Source organism: uncultured Clostridium sp. (assembly GCF_947036855.1).
GTDB lineage: Bacteria > Bacillota > Clostridia > Clostridiales > Clostridiaceae > Sarcina.
On sequence record NZ_CAMQRY010000053.1, the window covers coordinates 1 to 16,604 of the forward strand.

A 16,604-nucleotide genomic window follows, 5' to 3' on the forward strand; every position below is an offset into this window, starting at 1 on the left:
ATTAGACTTTCAATAGCACAAGATTTAATCATGCTTGGAATAGGTCTTAACCCTGAAAAGTGTGGACAAGGACTAGGAAAAGCTGTTATAGAAGTTGGACTTTTAAAATCTAATGAAATATATATAGGAAAGAAAGTTATTTTAATGGTTAAAGAATTTAATGAAAGAGCTAAAAAGTGTTATATAAAATCTGGATTTAAACTTATAAATAATAATTTTATGGTAGCTGGAGAAAAATATTTAGTTATGGAGCATAAAATGTAAGTAAATTATTTTAAGCTGGTTTTATTTAATTATTAATTAAGTATAGAAAAAGTTATGATATGTTAATTAAATTTAAAATAATAAATAGAATAAAATGATTAATTAATCTATATGATAAAATTAGGGATAAGTATATTAGATGGGGGATAAATGATGAAAAGTTCAATTTTAAAAAAGTTAATTATTACAGCTAGTGTTTTAGCAGTAGTTACAGGTTTTGTAGGGTGTGGAACTGGAGATGCTAATAAGAAAAAAGCAGATACAGATAAGCCAAAAGTTGAGGAAAGTGTAGCACCTAAAGAAACGGTAGATAAAGAGCAAGCAAAAGAAGATAAGTCTACAGAAAGTGCTAGTATAAAGGAAACGTCAGTTCATTTTATTGATACAGGAAATAGTGATGCAATTCTTATTAAGGGTGAGAAAAGTGTTCTTATTGATGGTGGTGATAATAATGATGAGGAAATGATTGTTGAGTATTTAAAGAAAGAAGGAATTAAGAAACTTGATTATATGATAGCAACTCATAATCATGCTGACCATATAGGGGGACTTGATGAAGTTTTAAATGATATGGAAGTAGGACATGTTTTTGTTTCTAATGGTGATGGAGATAGTCAAACATATAGAGATTTTATAACTGCTATTGCTGGAAAAAAAGTTGAACATGGAGTTCCACTTGATGGGGCTAAAATTGAACTTGGTAATGGTGCATATATGCAAATGTATAATACAAATGGAGGTTCTAACACTAATGATGAATCTCTTATAACTTTATATGTTAATGGAAATGATAAATTCTTATTTACAGGAGATGCAGAAAAGGGAGCAGAGCTTGAAGTTTTAAGTAAGCTTGTTGATGTTGATGTTGATGTTTTAAAAGTTGGACATCATGGTTCAAAGACAAGTACAACTAATGAGTTTTTAGAAAAAGTAAATCCTGAAATTGCAGTTATTACAGTTGGTGAAGATAATAAATACAATCACCCAGATAAAGAAGTAATGGATAAACTTAAAGCTGATGATATAACTGTTTATAGAACTGATGAAAATGGAACGGTTATAATAAAATCAACTGGTGATGGAGTTAAGACTGATTCAAAAGAAGGTTCTTATAATCATGGAGATGATGGTTTTGAAACTGTAAATCCAGGAACAGTAGATAAAGCAGATACAGAAAAACCTAAAGAAGATATAGTCAAACCTGAAAAACCACCAATTGAAGAAGGAAATTCAAACAGTGGAAGTGAATCTGTAGGGAAAATGGTTTGGAAATCAGCAACAGGAAGTAAATATCATAATATTAATGACTGTGGAAGAATGAATCCTGATAATGCAGTTGAAATTACAATAGAAGCTGCACAAAGTGGTGGATTAGAAGATTGTAGTAAATGTTAATTAAAGTTTAATTATGGAAAAAGCTAGCGATAAACTAGCTTTTTTTGTTTGTATTTTATAAAAATTAGATATTTTTGAATTTAAAAGTTATAATATTTTAGTTGAAGTAAAATTATAAGTTTTCAAAAGTAGGTTATAATGTATAATGATATAGTTTGAAAAATAACAACAAGATAAAAGCAAAAAGGAAGTACAAAATATGAGTATAAATAAAGATATAGAACTTTTAAACAATGAGATAAGTATTAAAAAAGAAATAAAGTATAACTTAAAAGAAATGTTTTCTGACTTAAAGAAAGATGATTTAAAAGTATACATAAATAACTATGGATTAAAAGGATATAGCAAACTTAAAAAAGCAGAACTTATAGATGCTATATGTGAAATGATGTTTAATGATAATTCACTTGGAAATAAAGTGAAAGAATTAAATACAGAAGAATTAAATATTGTACAAACTCTAGTTGAAAATGGAAATATGGATATAACAGATGTTGATTCAAGTAAGTATATAAAAATATGTTCACTTGGAGTTGCTTTACCATATATAGATGGAGAAGTTTTAAGACTTGTGATGGCCACAGAGATTAAAGAAGTAGTTACTAGTTTAGGTCTTGTAGGAACTTCAAAGGTTATAGCTAAAAAGAAAAATGTACAAACTAAAGTTAAAACAGAAGTTGATGATACTTTAATGATAAAATATTTAGCTAGTTTTGCTAATGTATATGGAGCTTTTGAAACAGAATTTTTCACAAAAGTTTTTAATAGTCAAAATGATAAAAAAATAACTGTTGAAGCTTTAGTTAAGTATTTTGAGGCAAATGGTAATAAAGTTGGAAAATTACAATTAGTAGATGGAATAATTGCAGATGAGATATTATTAGCAACTGCTAGTGATTTAGAAAAACTTTTAAGCGCTAGAGGCGATAAAGAGTATAAAATTTTAAATGAAAACTTAATTTCAAAGTATTCAGATGATAATTTTATTGAAATGACAGAGGGATATAGAAGTTTATTAAAGGCTTTAAAAGAAATTGTTAAAGCTAATGAGAATATTGATGAAGTCCTATTAGCTTTAAATAGTTACTTTAGAAATAATGATTTTGATGTTGAAAGTATATTAAATATATTAAGTGATTATATTAATATTGATATAATACAGAATGTTAAAGATGTTGAGCATATAGTTAAAAATTCTGTTGCAGCATACTGTGAAACAAGAAGATGGGATGCTAAAGGATTCACAAAAAATGAACTTAGTAGTCATATAGTTCAAAAACCTTTAGAAGTTAAAATTAAAAGAAATGATCCATGTTTATGTGGAAGTGGTAAGAAGTATAAAAAGTGTTGCTTATAAAATAGAAGTAATATTTAAATATATTAAAAAAGAGCTTAATATTTTAAAGCTCTTTTTTTATATTCTTATTTAAAGTTTCTTTGGCTATCAACTGTTGGAATACTTCCCATTAACCAGCTAATATCAACTTTTAACTTATGTCTTAAAATTGTAATTGTGTCTTGTGAAATTCTTTGTTGACCTTTTTCTATAAGTTCGATATCAACCTTTTTAAGGTTTAAAATCTGTGCAAATTCTTTTTGTGATAATCCAAATTTCATTCTTGTTTCTCTAAATCTTTTATTCATTTAAGTTCTCCTTTGAGTTATGTATTAAAATACGAAATCTTATCTTACAAATATAACACATAATTTGCTATCTTATAATAAAAAAATAAACTTTATGAGTTAAGTAAATATCATAAAGGACACTTTATGGTGCGTATATTACCAAAAAGTACCTTCTTTTTTTAGTTGTAATTGTGTTGTATAATATAAATATACCTAGTGGGGGTATGGAAAAGCGTGGAAAAATAAATTTGGATAAATTTTAATAACATAAAAAACAGATAAAAGTTAAAAATAGATAAGAAGGGCTTAGGAGCTTTTAATAGTTCTTAGAATTATAGACAAATAGGTATAAAAGTACCTAAACATACTTTTAAATCGAGAAAGTGTGTAATAGCCCTAGCCAAATGAATAACAAAATAAAGAAAGGGGAAAGCTACTTATATACGGATGGCTAGTTCGGATTTAAAGACTGTGGAGTTCTATATCAAATCAGAGTAGTATATACGAAATGAGGGACTGAGAAACAGTAATTTTCTTGATATAGACACTTTTGTCTATATTTTAAGTAGCAGGACATAAATTATGAATGCAAATAAAGTAGAAGCTTGGAAAGGGTTTAAAGATTTTAAGGTATATAAAAAGGTGAAAGAAAGCGAAGAGATATTTTCTTTATATATAAAGCCAGTTGATGGTACAAGGGTTGTAGAGCATAAGTCAGGACAATTTATAGGGATAAAAGTTAAAACAGATGATGAGAATATGAAAAAAGTTATAAGAATGTATAGTTTATCATCAGTGCCTAGTAAAGAATTTTATAGAGTAACTATAAAACTTGTTGAAGATGGAAGAATGACAAATTACCTAAATGAAAACATAAATGTTGGAGATATTATAGAAGTTATGGCACCGAGAGGAGCATTTTTCTTAGATAAAGAAAAAGTAGACAATCCTGTTGTATTACTAGGTGGGGGTATAGGTGTAACACCAGTTTTCTCAATGCTTCAAGATATTGATGAAAATGTAGAAACACATTTTATATATTCACTTAGAAATAAAGAAGCTGAATGTTTCTTAGAAGATATAAAAGAATTTGATAAATTTGATAATACAAAAGTAACGACATTCTTTACAAGACCACTTGAAAATGAAGTTGAAGGTGAAGATTTTGATATTAAGGGAAGAGTAACAAAAGAGTGGCTTGCAAGTAATATACCTTTAAATGCAGAGTTTTACTTTTGTGGAAATAAAGGATTTACACAAATGCTTGAAACTACATTACAGGAACTTGGAGTGGAAAAAGATAGAATACACTTTGAATTCTTTTAAGACAAGCTAAAAGGGAACTGGATTTTAAAATCTGGTTCTTTTTTATTTTAGTAAAATTATGAAGTGAAGATTATGGAATAAAGATAATTTGTCTTATTTATAATGTATAATAAATATTAATGATTAACTAAAGATAAGTAAGGAGATTTACCGACATGGGAGATAGAAGTTTTATGATGAATTCTATGCTTAAAATAGCTAGAATGATAGCGCCTTTCAATAATATGGAAAGGTTAGATAAATATTTGAAAAAAGTAGAAAAAAAGAGTGATTATGCTTATAAGATACCAAATGGAATGAGATTAAATGGTTCTATAAATAAAGTTATAAATGCTGATATGCCAGTTTATATATTAAATCCTAGACATTTTAGAAGTAAGAAAAAGGTTATATATTTTCATGGTGGGGGATATGTCTTAGATATGGCAAAACAACATTGGCAGATGCTTGATAAAATAGGTAAATTATCAGGTGCATCTATTTTAGTACCTATATATCCATTAACACCTACTAATAATTTTGAAGTTTGCTTTGAGAGAATAATTTCATTTTATGATGAATTAACAAAATGTATGGATTCGAAAGATTTGATATTTATGGGGGATTCAGCAGGAGCTGGACTTGCTCTTGGATTTGCAGAATATTTAAAAGAATTAGGAAAAGATATGCCAAGTCAAATTATTATGATATCACCTTGGCTTGATTTAAGTATGGAAAATACAGAGATGAAATCAGTTCAATCAAAGGATGATATTCTTGGGATTGATGAACTTAAAAAGTGTGGTAAACTTTGGGCAGGTGATGTAAGTATTAGAGATTATAGAGTTAGTCCTATGTTTGGTAATCTTGAGGGGCTTCCTAAAATGTCTGTATTTACAGGAACTGATGATATTTTAAATTGTGATGCTAGAGAGTTTAAAAGAGTTTGTGAGAAGGGAAATATTGATATAAATTACTTCGAATATGAGAATATGCCACATGTATTCCCATTATTCCCATCAAAGGATTCAAAAGAAGTTATAAAGAAAATAGCAACAGAGTTACTTTATAATTAATATGTAAACTTAAGGTGATAAAATTTTAACGTTATGATAAAATTTAACCATACAATAAATATAATTTTTGATTTGAAAGAAATATTAATATGGGAGTGATTTTATGAAACTTGCGTTAATAGCACATGATAAGAAGAAAGACAGTATAGTTGAATTTGCAAAAAGATATAAAAATGTACTAGGAGAACTTGAGCTTATAGCAACAGGAACAACTGGTCAAATAATAATGGAAGCTACTAATTTAAAAGTTAGAAGATACAAAAGTGGACCACTTGGTGGCGATCAGCAGATTGGTGCTTTGATACCAGAGGGTGAAGTTGATATGATAATATTCTTTAGAGATCCACTTACATCACAACCACATGAGCCAGATATAAATGCTCTTTTAAGACTTTGTGATGTTTATGAAATTCCTCTAGCAACAAATGCTGCTACAGCTAAAATGCTTATAGAGGGAATAGAATTTGAAAAAGAAAATCATGAGATAAAATAATATATAAATAGCTTTTTGTATTTTGCAAAGGGCTATTTTTGTTTATAATTAATTTATAAAAATGAAAGTTGGTGGAAAGTATGAAATTAAATAAGGTATTTAATAAAGAAAATATGATGAATATTAAATTTACAATATCAGAAATTATGGAGAAGAAAAGTGAACTTGATTTACAAATTAGTGATTTTAAATCAGGGGTTGAAGATATAAAAAATGGTAAAGAACAAATTTCAAAAATGATGAATGATATAAATAAAAAAGAAGTGAAAAAGATTAATAGAATTTATAAGATGGTTCAAGAAAAAAAGAATAAATAAAAAATGACTACACAAAAAAATGTGTAGTCATTTTACTTTTACTTAGTTAAAGCTCTACCTTTTTCAAGTGCTGTAAGGATAGGGTTTAATCCATCTTCTTTCATAAGTAAATCATCTTTTGTTATAGCTCCAAATTTTAAATATCTTTTAAGCTCTAACTGGATACCTTTTATTTGAGTTAATTTTTTCTTTGATCTCATAATTATAATCTGCTACTTAAAATATAGACAAAAGTGTCTATATCAAGAAAATTACTGTTTCTCAGTCCCTCATTTCGTATATACTACTCTGATTTGATATAGAACTCCACAGTCTTTAAATCCGAACTAGCCATCCGTATATAAGTAGCTTTCCCCTTTCTTTATTTTGTTATTCATTTGGCTAGGGGTATTACACACTTTCTCGATTTAAAAGTATGTTTAGGTACTTTTATATCTATTTGTCTATAATTCTAAGAACTATTAAAAGCTCCTTTAATTTAGAAAATTCGTACTACTTTTTATTATTCCCTAAAGCTAGTCTAAAATTCAAACTACTTTATGGAAATTTAAGCTTTACGTAATTTAATTATACAACGCTTAGTGGTAAAGGGGCAATAATAAAGGAGTGTTTTATTATTTGAAAAATATAAAAATACAGAAAAAGGAATTAATTATTTATGATATACAAACTAAGATTTAATTATAAATAATAATTTAAGATAAATAGGAATCGTAAATAAGTTGTAAAATATATATGATATAATTTATAACTGTGATTATATAAAATTATAATAATTTAGGAGTAACAAATGAAGAAGATTTTAATTGGAATGTTAATGGCAGGAGTTTTGGTTAGTTCAGGTGCAGTTGTTGCAAAAGCTGATACAAATAACTCAGTAAATAAAAGTAAGGTAGTATCTGTTGGAGATACTAGTACACAAAAAAGTTTAGTTGATTTTCAAAGTGGGGTTAATAACCTTTCTGATATAAGTAGTGCAAAAGCAACAGATTTTGATAAGCCACTTGCAACAGAAAATGGTATTTTACTTAAAATGAAATCAACAGTTATAGATACAAAGTATGGAAAAATGCAAATTGATGAAGATAGTAGTGGTTTTACTGTTACAAATCTTAGTAATTCTAAAGCACCAATTTTAAAGGTTGGTGTGGTAAATAGAATATATGAGCTAAATAGTCAGGTTGATGTTAAAGGAATAGCAACGCCAACTCTTTATAATAAAGAGGGACAAGTGATTAAAGGAACTATTATAACTCCGAGTATAGATACTTCAAAAGCTGGATATGGTGAGAAGTATATTGAAGGAAAAGATAGTGAAGGTAATATAGTAATAGCACCTTTTATTTATAATGTTGTTAGTTTTAAAGATAGCATAAATGTAGCAATGGGTTTTGATGTTAAAACTTTAGGAGTTAATGATATTTTAAATGGTGGTAGTGAGAATTTAAGAGCATATGTATCGCATTATAAAGAAGGGGATTCAAAAGTTATTATTGGGGTAAGTAGAGGTGTAGCATCTATAAGAAAAGAAATTCCTATAACTTTTGGTGAAACTACAAAAAAAGAAGACACAAAAAAAATAGTGAAAACAGTAACAAATACTGAAAGTAAAAAAGCAGATGTACAAGCGGATTATAAGGTTCCTATGCTTATTCAAATAGTAATTAACCCTATAACATATATTGTACTTGCTATAATTTTAATAGCATTAATTTGCTTCTTATGTTTTTAGTCTTTAGGTAAAAATTATAAAGAAAGGTGGTGAATCCTATCTTTTAATTTCTATTTGAAGATTTTAAATAGGATAGGTATAAATTGAAGAGAAATAAAGAACGAAAGAAAAGAAAAACGCTAGGGATTATCCTTATAGTACTGGTCATTATAATACTTGGAGCAACATATGGATTCTTTAAGTTTACATATCAAACTTACATTGGAATGGATTTAAGTTTTGCTAATAATACAAGTGCAACAACAGAGCTAAGTAATCTTGTTACAGGAGATAGTTTTAAAAAGCCAATAGAAACTGTTGGAGATATAGCATCTTATTATAAGAGTGCGCATAATATCAATAATGGTGTAATAGGGTGGATTGCAATTCCAGGGACTAATATAAATTACCCTATAAACTTTGGAAAAGGTGATGACTATTATCTAAAACATAACTGGAAAGGTGATTCTTACTGGAATGGTTCAGTATTTTTATCACAAAATAACTCAGGTTTTAGTAATGTATCATTAGTTAATGGGCATAATATGCTTAATGGAATTATGTTCTCACAGCTTACTAATTTTACAAATAAAGATTTCTTTGATAGCAAAGATATTTATTTATATAATGGTGAGAATGGACAAAAAGAGAAGTTTAAACCTATAATAGCATTATATTGTGAGCCAAATGTTGGATTATCACTTGGTGGACTTGATGAAGCTGCTAGAACAAAAGAAGTTAATAGATTAATGAGTGAATCAATGTACAAGGGGATAAAATATACAGGAAATAACTTATTACTACTTAATACATGTTTATCAAATGGTTCAGGAAAGCATTTATTAGTTGTTGCAGAGCAAGTAAATTAATATAGAAAATATAGTATAGACTGTTAGAAATTCTAACAGTCTATCTTTATGTTAAAATATATATAAGACTTAGTACTAAAGAGTACAAATAGATGATTAAGTATTTTTAAATACTTAATATTAAATGGAGGAAATTAAAATGTCAGATATAAAAATAGGGTTTGAATTACCAGAAGAATTAATAGGAACAGTTCCAGAAGGGATTAGTGGTAGTTTTTCAGATAAGCTAACATTTATTTTAAAGATGGAAGATATAGAAAGAGAAGATGTGATAGTTTTTAATGAGAGCAGTTTAAGTTTTGATTTATTAGAACTTAATATGTTTAAGGATAAGATAGGAAGTATATATGCTTTTTCTGTTTTAGTTGATGGATTTATAGATAATAGTGAAGTTCTAGTTGATTTTAGAATGGATAATTTAGAAAGTGTTATGCCTAAAACTTTTGAAGACGGAAGTGGTATAGATGTTGAATTTATATTATGTGATGAAGAGGATATAGTTCTTGGACTAAGAGAAGTGAAAATATCTAAAGAACTTAGTGAAATAGTTTCAGAAAAAGCATATATACAAAATAGTTTTGTAGAAAAATATGATGAAGAAAATACTGATTATATAGTTCTTGCTTTTAATCAAATATTTGAAAATGAGCCAGAAAAGAATTTAGAACTATATTCAGTAGGGCAAAGTATAGTGAAATAAAAAGATTATGATTGCAGGAAGCAATCATAATCTTTTTTTTGTTAAGGGGCTGCAAGTTCTGTAATAACACTAAATCCAATGATTTTATCGATTGGAATATATGCTATAAGTCCAGATGGTGCTGGAGTAATAGGTGGAAATCCAGGTGGATTTAATTCTATTACTATTGATTGAGCGGTAACAGCAACAAGCTTTCCGACTACTGGAGGTCCACATACAAGTCCAAGTCCTATAATTTCACCAATTACTCTTGATAGTAAAACTGACATAATAAATCTCCTTTCATTAAGAAATATTTTTATATTATATAGTATTCAACATAAGAAATATGTGTTAATTAAAACTAAAATTTATATGGTTACCTCTAGGTAACTTCTTATATTTTTCTTTAAAGATTGATATTATTAAATTAGAATAATTTAGAAATTATAAAGGAGAAAGATTTATGAAATATAGAGTTTTAGGTAAGACAGGATTTAATATAAGTGAGGTTTCACTAGGGACATGGCAGCTTGGTTCAAAATGGGGAGCAGAGTTTAATAAGGAGAATGCTATGCAAACTTTAGAGGCTGCATATAAAAAAGGGATAAACTTTTTTGATACAGCTGATATATATCAAGGTGGACTTAGTGAAAAAGCTATTGGTGAGTTTATACAGGATAAAAAAGATAAGGTGTTTGTTGTAACTAAGTGTGGAAGAAAATTAAATCCACATAATGCACAGGGATATAATGAGAAGAATATAAGAGCGTTTGTTGATGCTTCTCTTAAAAATATGAATGTTGAAAGTTTGGATTTAATATTACTTCATTGTCCACCAACAGAAGCTTATGATGATAAAGTACTATTTAAGGCTTTAGATGAGTTAAAAGCAGAAGGTAAGATAAAAAACTATGGTGTGAGTGTTGAAAAGGTAGAAGAGGCTATAAAGGCTTTAGATTATGATATATCAGCAGTTGAGATTATATTTAATATGTTTAGATTAAAACCAAGTGAAGAGTTCTTTAAATTAGCTAAAGAGAAAAATGTAGGGATTATAGTTAGAGTTCCTCTTGCAAGTGGAATGCTTACAGGGAAATACACTATGAACACAGAGTTCTCAAAAGACGATCATAGAAATTATAATAGAAATGGTGAGTTCTTTGATAAAGGTGAAACTTTCTCAGGTGTTGATTATGAAACAGGTATAAAAGCTGCAAATGAGATAAAAGAAAAGCTTAAAACAGATTCACTGGCTATGAGTGCTCTTAAATATATCCTTATGTATGATGAAGTTAGTACAGTTATACCAGGAGCTAGTAGACCAAGCCAAATAAGTGATAATACAAAAGCTAGTGAACTTCCAAGTTTTACAGAAGAAGAAATGAATATTGTAAAAGCAGTTTATGATAGAGATATAAAAAATAGTGTAAAAGATTTATGGTAAAAATATTGAAAAGTATAAATGTGTATTAAAATAGAATACAGTTTAAGAATGTAAATTATAAGGGGTGATTATAAAATCATCTCTTATTTTTATGTAATACAGGATTTTTCAAATAAGGAAATATATCTTAATATATATGTTAAATTTTACAATTATATATGTGCTCTGATTTACAATTATTTAAAATAACTGATTTTTAATAACTGATTGATATATTTATTAGTCTATAGTTGAAAAATAGATGTTTTTTTCAATTTATTATTTAGATTTATATATTTATATCTATTTGACAATTTTACTTAAAAAAAATAGAATGAATTCACTTGATTAAAAGTAGTAAACAAAGGATAAAGGAAAATATAATATGAAAAAGAAAGCAGTTACGATTGGGTCCCTATTAGTAGCACTTGGAATTGTATATGGAGATATAGGAACATCTCCACTTTATGTAATGCAAGCGATACTATTCACAAATGGGAATTATTCATCAGCGAATTTAGTTCTTGGTGGGGTATCATTAGTATTTTGGACTTTAACGTTACAGACAACTATAAAATATATATTATTTACTTTAAGAGCAGATAACAATGGTGAGGGTGGAATTTTTGCATTGTATACCTTAGTTAAAAAACATGCTAAATGGCTTATAGTTCCAGCTATAATTGGAGGGGGGGCACTCCTTGCAGATGGTATTTTAACACCACCAGTATCAGTAACCTCAGCTATTGAAGGATTAAATGTTATATATAGAATAAAAGGTAGTGTCATAATTATGATAGTTATAGTTATCATAGTAGCATTATTTTTACTTCAAAGATTTGGAACTGAAAAAATAGGTAAAGTTTTTGGACCTATTATGCTTGTTTGGTTTTTAATGATTGGTATTTTAGGGCTTTTAGAAGTTACAAAAAATATTGAAATATTAAAAGCTATAAATCCGTATTATGCAGTTTATTTATTAATACATGGAAAAGGCGTAGTTTACATACTAGGGGCTGTATTCCTTTGTACAACAGGAGCAGAAGCCCTTTACTCAGACCTTGGACATTGTGGAAGAAAAAATATTTATTATACTTGGGTACTTGTTAAAACTTGTTTAGTACTTAGTTACCTTGGGCAAGGTGCTTATTTATTAAAGCATACAGGCGTAGAGATTACAGACAACCCATTCTTTTTAATAATGCCACATTGGTTTATTATAATTGGGGTTATTGTAGCAACATTTGCAACAATTATAGCCAGTCAAGCTTTAATATCTGGTTCATTTACACTTGTTTCAGAAGCTATAAAACTGAATGTATTCCCAAGACTTCATATTGTTTATCCAAATGGAGAGAAGGGTCAATTATATATGTCAGCTGTAAACTATAGTTTATGTGCAGGATGTATATTCATAGTTTTATTCTTCAAAAAATCAGATGCTATGGAAGATGCTTATGGACTAGCTATAACAATTACAATGCTTATGACTACAATATTATTATCACAATATATTAGACATGAGAAAAAGAAACCTATATTAGCAGTTATTATTTTAGTCGTGTTTGGAACAATAGAAACGACTTTCTTATATGCAAACAGTTTTAAGATATTAAGTGGAGGATATATTACCCTTATAATAACAGGTGTTCTAATATTCCTTATGTATATTTGGTCATATAGTTCAAAAATCAAGAAAAGATATAGAAGCTTTGCTAATCTTTTAGATTATAAAGGAAAGTTTGAATCAATAGAAAATGATAAAGAATTACCTTTATATTCAACAAATCTTGTATATTTAACTAAATCTAGAAGATGGAATGAAGTTGAGAATAAGATAGTTTATTCAATATTTAATAAATTACCCAAAAGAGCAGAGTGCTATTGGTTTGTTAATATAGAAGTTACAGATGAACCTTATACTCAGGATTATAGAGTTAATACAATAGCTGATGGTAAGATATTTAGTGTAGATTTTAAACTTGGGTTTAGAGTATCACAAGGTATAAATTCACTTCTTGGACAAGTTATACAAGAACTTATGGAGAGTGGAGAACTTAAATATAAACCTAAAGATTATGTAATTACTTCTGGAAATAGAGCTGCAGTTGGAAACTTTAAGTTTGTAATTATAGAAGAAATTCTAAGCAGTGATAGTAACTTCTCATCATGGGATAGATTTATTCTTACATCAAAACTATTCATTAAAAAAATTACTGTATCACCACAAAAATGGTATGGTATTGATACGAGTGTAGTTGAGATTGAGAAAGTGCCAATTATAGTTGGTGGAGTAAGAAAAGTAATCAAGTTAAATAGAATAAAATAATTTAAGTACCCATCATTTTATGATGGGTATTTTGTTTTTGTAATAGGTGTATAATAGTAATAAGAATTTTAAAAGAAAAAAGGAGAATTAGATATGGAAAAATTATATTTAGTTGAGCTGATAGATTATTATTATGATGGTCAGACAGATGATTTAAATCAAGAAACACCAGTTTTACTTGGATTATATAAAAATAGTGTAGATGCAAAAGATAGAGTGAAAGAAGAAATTGAAAAATATAAAAGAATAAGTAAGTCAGAAATTACTGTAATGGTAGATGAAGATTTAGTTGACGGTTGTATTGAGAGTTTAGATATAGTATCAGAAGAGTCAAGAGTTAGTATGGTTGTAACTGAAGTTGCTATTGGAAGTTCAGAAAATTTAGTTGATTATAATAGAATAAATTATGTATTTGATTATGAAAAAACTTCTGATATAGAAGTAATAAATGAAGTGGAATAATTAAATTAAAATGATAAAGCAGAGCTCAAAAGGCTCTGCTTTTTTCGTTGGAAAATATTGAGAAGTAATTTCATAAATATGTTGCTAAATAGTAATAAAATTTAAAAAGATGTAATTGTTTGAAATTGAAGAGATATAACAAAGTAGGATAAAGTTTATGTATAGAAATAGATAAACTAAGGAGATGATATTTGGTGGCTAAAGGGAAAGTAATAGGTATTATAGTAGCAATAGGACTTGCAATAGGACTTGCAGGTGGTGGGTATTATTTAAATAGTAAAATAGTTAATAAAAAAGTGCAAAAAAATATGATTGTAGAAAATAAAGAGTTTTCGCAAATTACTAAAAAAGATGCAAGTGTAGCGATAAAGACTGATACAGTAAAAGAAAATACCGATATAAAAGTAGAAAAAACTGAAAGTTCAGATGCTATAAAAGATACTGCAAGTATAATAAAAGCAGATGCACAGATAAGTACGGATTCAAAAGATCAAATAGTAGATAAAACACAAAATCAAAAAGATATTAATACAGATAAAATAGCACAGGCAAAAGTTTTAGCAGATGCTAAAATTACTTCAGATAAAAAAGCAGAGGAAGCAGCAAAAGTAAAAGCAGAAGCTGATTTGAAAATTCAGCAAGCGGAAGCAGCAAAGATAAAAGCACAAGCAGATGCTAAAGCAAAAGCAGTAGCGCAGGCAAAAGCTGATTCTATTGAAAAACATAAGGCAGATGAAAAGGCAGCAGCAGATAAAATAGCAGCACAAAAAGAAGCAGAAGCTATAAAAAAAGAACAGGCAATAGAAAGTGGTAAGGTACAAGTAAATCTTCCAGTTAATAATAAGATAGTTCCTAATGGAAATATAATTTATTCAGCAGAGAAATATGCAGTTCCTGCAAATGAAGTAAGACAAATGACTCTTGGAAAATATAAAGGCAAGCAAAAAGAGATATTTCTTACATTTGATGATGGTCCAAGTGTTACTAATACACCAAAAGTTTTAGCTATGCTTAAGAAGTATGGAGTACATGCTACATTCTTTGTTGTTGGTTCAAACCTTAAATCATCTACGGATAGAAATCTTATAAAAGACGAAATTATGGATGGAAATGCAATAGGAAATCATTCATATAGCCATAATTATAAAATATTATATCCTCATAACAGTGTTAATCCATCAGTATTTATGCATGAGATTAATGAAACTAATGATATTATGAGAACGGTTCTTGGAAAGAATTTCAATTCAAGAGTTGTAAGAATGCCAGGTGGATATATGTCTAGAGTATATTATCATGATAAACATTTACCAGCTTTAAACAAGGCATTTGAAGAGGCTGGAGTGACTTCAGTAGATTGGACTGCTGAAACAGGAGATGCAACAAGTCACAATTATAGCCCATCACAACTTGTTCAAAATGCTATAAAAGAAACAAAAGGATGGACACATATAGTTTTACTTATGCATGATATAAAATCTAAGACTCCAGAATGTCTGCCAGAATTAATACAATATTATAAATCTCATGGCTATGAGTTTAAAGTTATATCAAATACAGGAATAAATTAGAAAAAAGTGTAATTTAAAAGCTTATTTATAGATAGTATAATAAATTTTCCTTTTTGAAAGTTGAAATAATTTAGTATAGAATTTAATCAAAAGATAAACGGGGGTTTTAGTTATGGGATTAAAGCATAGAAAAATTATAGATTTAATGATGCAAACAGAGGTTATTAGAGTTTCATACATTGAAGAAAATAATAGAGTTACAGGTATATGTTCAATTATTATGGGGTGGAATGAACATTCACTTCCAATAAACCTTGATGGAACTGTTACAATTTCAGTTCTTGGGATTCATAAAACTTATACTTTAAAAGAATTAGCTATAAAAATAGAAAAAACAATGAAATAATATAGCAAAAGAGCCTATCGCAATTGATAGGCTCTTTTTATATTTTAAATTAATCTCTGCTTTTCTTAGCTCTATTAAAAGGCTTAGATTTGCTGAAAGATTTTTTATTATCTTTGTTAAATGGTTTTTTACCATCTTTATTGAAAGATTTTTTATCATCTCTACCAAAAGACTTCTTGTTATCTCTATCGTAAGATTTTCTTTCATCATTACTTCTGTTGAAAGGTTTTTTATCATCTCTGCTAAATGATTTTCTATCATCATTATTTCTACCGAATGATTGTTTATCATCTCTACCAAAAGATCTTCTATCATCATTATTTCTGTTAGATGATCTTCTCTCAATACTAGCATAAGGGTTAATATCATCTCTTTTTTTTGTGTCATATGAGTTGATATCATTTTTATCAAATGTATTAGTAACTTCTTTTTCATATGGTTTTCTATAAGGTTTCTTATTATCTCTATTAAATGGTTTTCTATCATCTCTATCGTAAGATTTTCTCTCATCATTACTTCTACCGTAAGACTTTTTATCATCTCTACCGAAAGATTTCTTGTCATCTCTGTCGTAAGATTTTCTCTCATCGTTACTTCTAGCGTAAGATTTCTTGTCATCTCTGTCGTAAGATTTTCTCTCATCGTTACTTCTACCGTAAGATTTTTTATCATCTCTACCATAAGATTTCTTGTCATCTCTGTCGTAAGATTTTCTCTCATCGTTACTTCTACCGT

The 16,604-nt window shown here is 28.0% G+C and carries 18 protein-coding genes and 1 pseudogene; 15 read left to right on the plus strand and 4 right to left on the minus strand.

Annotated features, from left to right (window positions below):
* The 3 genes and pseudogenes from Q0V15_RS07100 to Q0V15_RS07110 all read left to right on the plus strand — a co-directional run.
* Positions 1 to 264 (plus strand): annotated as a pseudogene (locus Q0V15_RS07100) (hypothetical protein); the annotation flags it as partial.
* Positions 265 to 417: 153 nt separating this feature from the next.
* Positions 418 to 1,659 carry a ComEC/Rec2 family competence protein gene (locus Q0V15_RS07105; protein WP_297437418.1) on the plus strand — a complete coding sequence of 414 codons (1,242 nt, stop codon included), beginning with the start codon at positions 418 to 420 and terminating at the stop codon, positions 1,657 to 1,659.
* A 199-nt stretch (positions 1,660 to 1,858) separates the two neighbouring features.
* Positions 1,859 to 3,016, plus strand: a complete 1,158-nt coding sequence (locus tag Q0V15_RS07110) for a YecA family protein (protein WP_297437420.1) — start codon at positions 1,859 to 1,861, stop codon at positions 3,014 to 3,016.
* A gap of 65 nt (positions 3,017 to 3,081) precedes the next feature.
* On the opposite strand, the gene Q0V15_RS07115 is transcribed toward Q0V15_RS07110, so the two are convergent.
* Positions 3,082 to 3,303, minus strand: a complete 222-nt coding sequence (locus Q0V15_RS07115; protein ID WP_297437422.1) for a helix-turn-helix domain-containing protein — start codon at positions 3,301 to 3,303, stop codon at positions 3,082 to 3,084.
* A 564-nt stretch (positions 3,304 to 3,867) separates the two neighbouring features.
* Between Q0V15_RS07115 and Q0V15_RS07120 the strand changes: the two genes are divergently transcribed.
* The 4 genes from Q0V15_RS07120 (at position 3,868) to Q0V15_RS07135 (ending at position 6,476) form a co-directional block, all read left to right on the plus strand.
* Positions 3,868 to 4,611, plus strand: a complete 744-nt coding sequence (locus Q0V15_RS07120) for an FAD-binding oxidoreductase (protein ID WP_297437424.1) — start codon at positions 3,868 to 3,870, stop codon at positions 4,609 to 4,611.
* Between the two features lie 155 nt (positions 4,612 to 4,766).
* Positions 4,767 to 5,666: an alpha/beta hydrolase fold domain-containing protein gene (locus Q0V15_RS07125; RefSeq protein WP_297437426.1), complete on the plus strand. Its 900-nt coding sequence runs from the start codon at positions 4,767 to 4,769 to the stop codon at positions 5,664 to 5,666.
* Between the two features lie 103 nt (positions 5,667 to 5,769).
* On the plus strand, positions 5,770 to 6,159 hold the full coding sequence (mgsA, locus tag Q0V15_RS07130) for a methylglyoxal synthase (protein WP_297437428.1): 390 nt from the start codon (positions 5,770 to 5,772) through the stop codon (positions 6,157 to 6,159).
* 80 nt (positions 6,160 to 6,239) lie between these two features.
* Positions 6,240 to 6,476 carry a hypothetical protein gene (locus tag Q0V15_RS07135; protein ID WP_297437430.1) on the plus strand — a complete coding sequence of 79 codons (237 nt, stop codon included), beginning with the start codon at positions 6,240 to 6,242 and terminating at the stop codon, positions 6,474 to 6,476.
* 38 nt (positions 6,477 to 6,514) lie between these two features.
* Here Q0V15_RS07135 and Q0V15_RS07140 read toward each other — a convergent pair whose 3' ends face one another.
* A complete protein-coding gene (locus Q0V15_RS07140) occupies positions 6,515 to 6,676 on the minus strand; it encodes a hypothetical protein (protein ID WP_297437432.1) in 162 nt (53 codons plus the stop codon).
* A 590-nt stretch (positions 6,677 to 7,266) separates the two neighbouring features.
* On the opposite strand from Q0V15_RS07140, the gene Q0V15_RS07145 reads away from it, so the two are divergent.
* From Q0V15_RS07145 to Q0V15_RS07155, 3 genes are all read left to right on the plus strand, one after another.
* Positions 7,267 to 8,208, plus strand: a complete 942-nt coding sequence (locus Q0V15_RS07145; protein WP_297437434.1) for a hypothetical protein — start codon at positions 7,267 to 7,269, stop codon at positions 8,206 to 8,208.
* 83 nt (positions 8,209 to 8,291) lie between these two features.
* On the plus strand, positions 8,292 to 9,056 hold the full coding sequence (locus Q0V15_RS07150; protein WP_297437436.1) for a class B sortase: 765 nt from the start codon (positions 8,292 to 8,294) through the stop codon (positions 9,054 to 9,056).
* 139 nt (positions 9,057 to 9,195) lie between these two features.
* Positions 9,196 to 9,756 (plus strand): hypothetical protein, encoded by a 561-nt coding sequence (locus Q0V15_RS07155; RefSeq protein WP_297437438.1) that lies wholly within the window; start codon positions 9,196 to 9,198, stop codon positions 9,754 to 9,756.
* 41 nt (positions 9,757 to 9,797) lie between these two features.
* Here the strand turns inward: Q0V15_RS07155 and Q0V15_RS07160 are convergent, their stop codons facing one another.
* Entirely contained in the window at positions 9,798 to 10,025 is a 228-nt protein-coding gene (locus Q0V15_RS07160) for a hypothetical protein (RefSeq protein ID WP_297437440.1), read from the minus strand.
* A gap of 176 nt (positions 10,026 to 10,201) precedes the next feature.
* On the opposite strand from Q0V15_RS07160, the gene Q0V15_RS07165 reads away from it, so the two are divergent.
* From Q0V15_RS07165 to Q0V15_RS07185, 5 genes are all read left to right on the plus strand, one after another.
* A complete protein-coding gene (locus Q0V15_RS07165; RefSeq protein ID WP_297437442.1) occupies positions 10,202 to 11,182 on the plus strand; it encodes an aldo/keto reductase in 981 nt (326 codons plus the stop codon).
* Between the two features lie 364 nt (positions 11,183 to 11,546).
* Positions 11,547 to 13,490 carry a KUP/HAK/KT family potassium transporter gene (locus tag Q0V15_RS07170; RefSeq protein ID WP_297437443.1) on the plus strand — a complete coding sequence of 648 codons (1,944 nt, stop codon included), beginning with the start codon at positions 11,547 to 11,549 and terminating at the stop codon, positions 13,488 to 13,490.
* A 93-nt stretch (positions 13,491 to 13,583) separates the two neighbouring features.
* A complete protein-coding gene (locus Q0V15_RS07175) occupies positions 13,584 to 13,952 on the plus strand; it encodes a hypothetical protein (protein ID WP_297437445.1) in 369 nt (122 codons plus the stop codon).
* 194 nt (positions 13,953 to 14,146) lie between these two features.
* Positions 14,147 to 15,523: a polysaccharide deacetylase family protein gene (locus tag Q0V15_RS07180; RefSeq protein WP_297437447.1), complete on the plus strand. Its 1,377-nt coding sequence runs from the start codon at positions 14,147 to 14,149 to the stop codon at positions 15,521 to 15,523.
* 112 nt (positions 15,524 to 15,635) lie between these two features.
* Positions 15,636 to 15,869, plus strand: coding sequence for a hypothetical protein (locus Q0V15_RS07185; RefSeq protein WP_297437450.1), 234 nt, complete (start codon positions 15,636 to 15,638; stop codon positions 15,867 to 15,869).
* A gap of 49 nt (positions 15,870 to 15,918) precedes the next feature.
* Here the strand turns inward: Q0V15_RS07185 and Q0V15_RS07190 are convergent.
* Positions 15,919 to 16,604 (minus strand): hypothetical protein (locus Q0V15_RS07190; protein ID WP_297437452.1); only part of this gene is annotated, 686 nt, incomplete at its 5' end.

Excerpts from the sequence above, each read along its gene's own strand:
- Q0V15_RS07160 (WP_297437440.1), bottom strand. The coding sequence starts at position 10,025 with ATGTCAGTTTTACTATCAAGAGTAATTGGTGAAATTATAGGACTTGGA.
- Q0V15_RS07125 (WP_297437426.1), top strand. The coding sequence starts at position 4,767 with ATGGGAGATAGAAGTTTTATGATGAATTCTATGCTTAAAATAGCTAGA.
- Q0V15_RS07145 (WP_297437434.1), top strand. The coding sequence starts at position 7,267 with ATGAAGAAGATTTTAATTGGAATGTTAATGGCAGGAGTTTTGGTTAGT.
- Q0V15_RS07165 (WP_297437442.1), top strand. The coding sequence starts at position 10,202 with ATGAAATATAGAGTTTTAGGTAAGACAGGATTTAATATAAGTGAGGTT.
- Q0V15_RS07185 (WP_297437450.1), top strand. The coding sequence starts at position 15,636 with ATGGGATTAAAGCATAGAAAAATTATAGATTTAATGATGCAAACAGAG.
- Q0V15_RS07115 (WP_297437422.1), bottom strand. The coding sequence starts at position 3,303 with ATGAATAAAAGATTTAGAGAAACAAGAATGAAATTTGGATTATCACAA.
- mgsA (WP_297437428.1), top strand. The coding sequence starts at position 5,770 with ATGAAACTTGCGTTAATAGCACATGATAAGAAGAAAGACAGTATAGTT.
- Q0V15_RS07105 (WP_297437418.1), top strand. The coding sequence starts at position 418 with ATGAAAAGTTCAATTTTAAAAAAGTTAATTATTACAGCTAGTGTTTTA.
- Q0V15_RS07140 (WP_297437432.1), bottom strand. The coding sequence starts at position 6,676 with ATGAGATCAAAGAAAAAATTAACTCAAATAAAAGGTATCCAGTTAGAG.
- Q0V15_RS07175 (WP_297437445.1), top strand. The coding sequence starts at position 13,584 with ATGGAAAAATTATATTTAGTTGAGCTGATAGATTATTATTATGATGGT.
- Q0V15_RS07120 (WP_297437424.1), top strand. The coding sequence starts at position 3,868 with ATGAATGCAAATAAAGTAGAAGCTTGGAAAGGGTTTAAAGATTTTAAG.
- Q0V15_RS07170 (WP_297437443.1), top strand. The coding sequence starts at position 11,547 with ATGAAAAAGAAAGCAGTTACGATTGGGTCCCTATTAGTAGCACTTGGA.
- Q0V15_RS07135 (WP_297437430.1), top strand. The coding sequence starts at position 6,240 with ATGAAATTAAATAAGGTATTTAATAAAGAAAATATGATGAATATTAAA.
- Q0V15_RS07110 (WP_297437420.1), top strand. The coding sequence starts at position 1,859 with ATGAGTATAAATAAAGATATAGAACTTTTAAACAATGAGATAAGTATT.
- Q0V15_RS07155 (WP_297437438.1), top strand. The coding sequence starts at position 9,196 with ATGTCAGATATAAAAATAGGGTTTGAATTACCAGAAGAATTAATAGGA.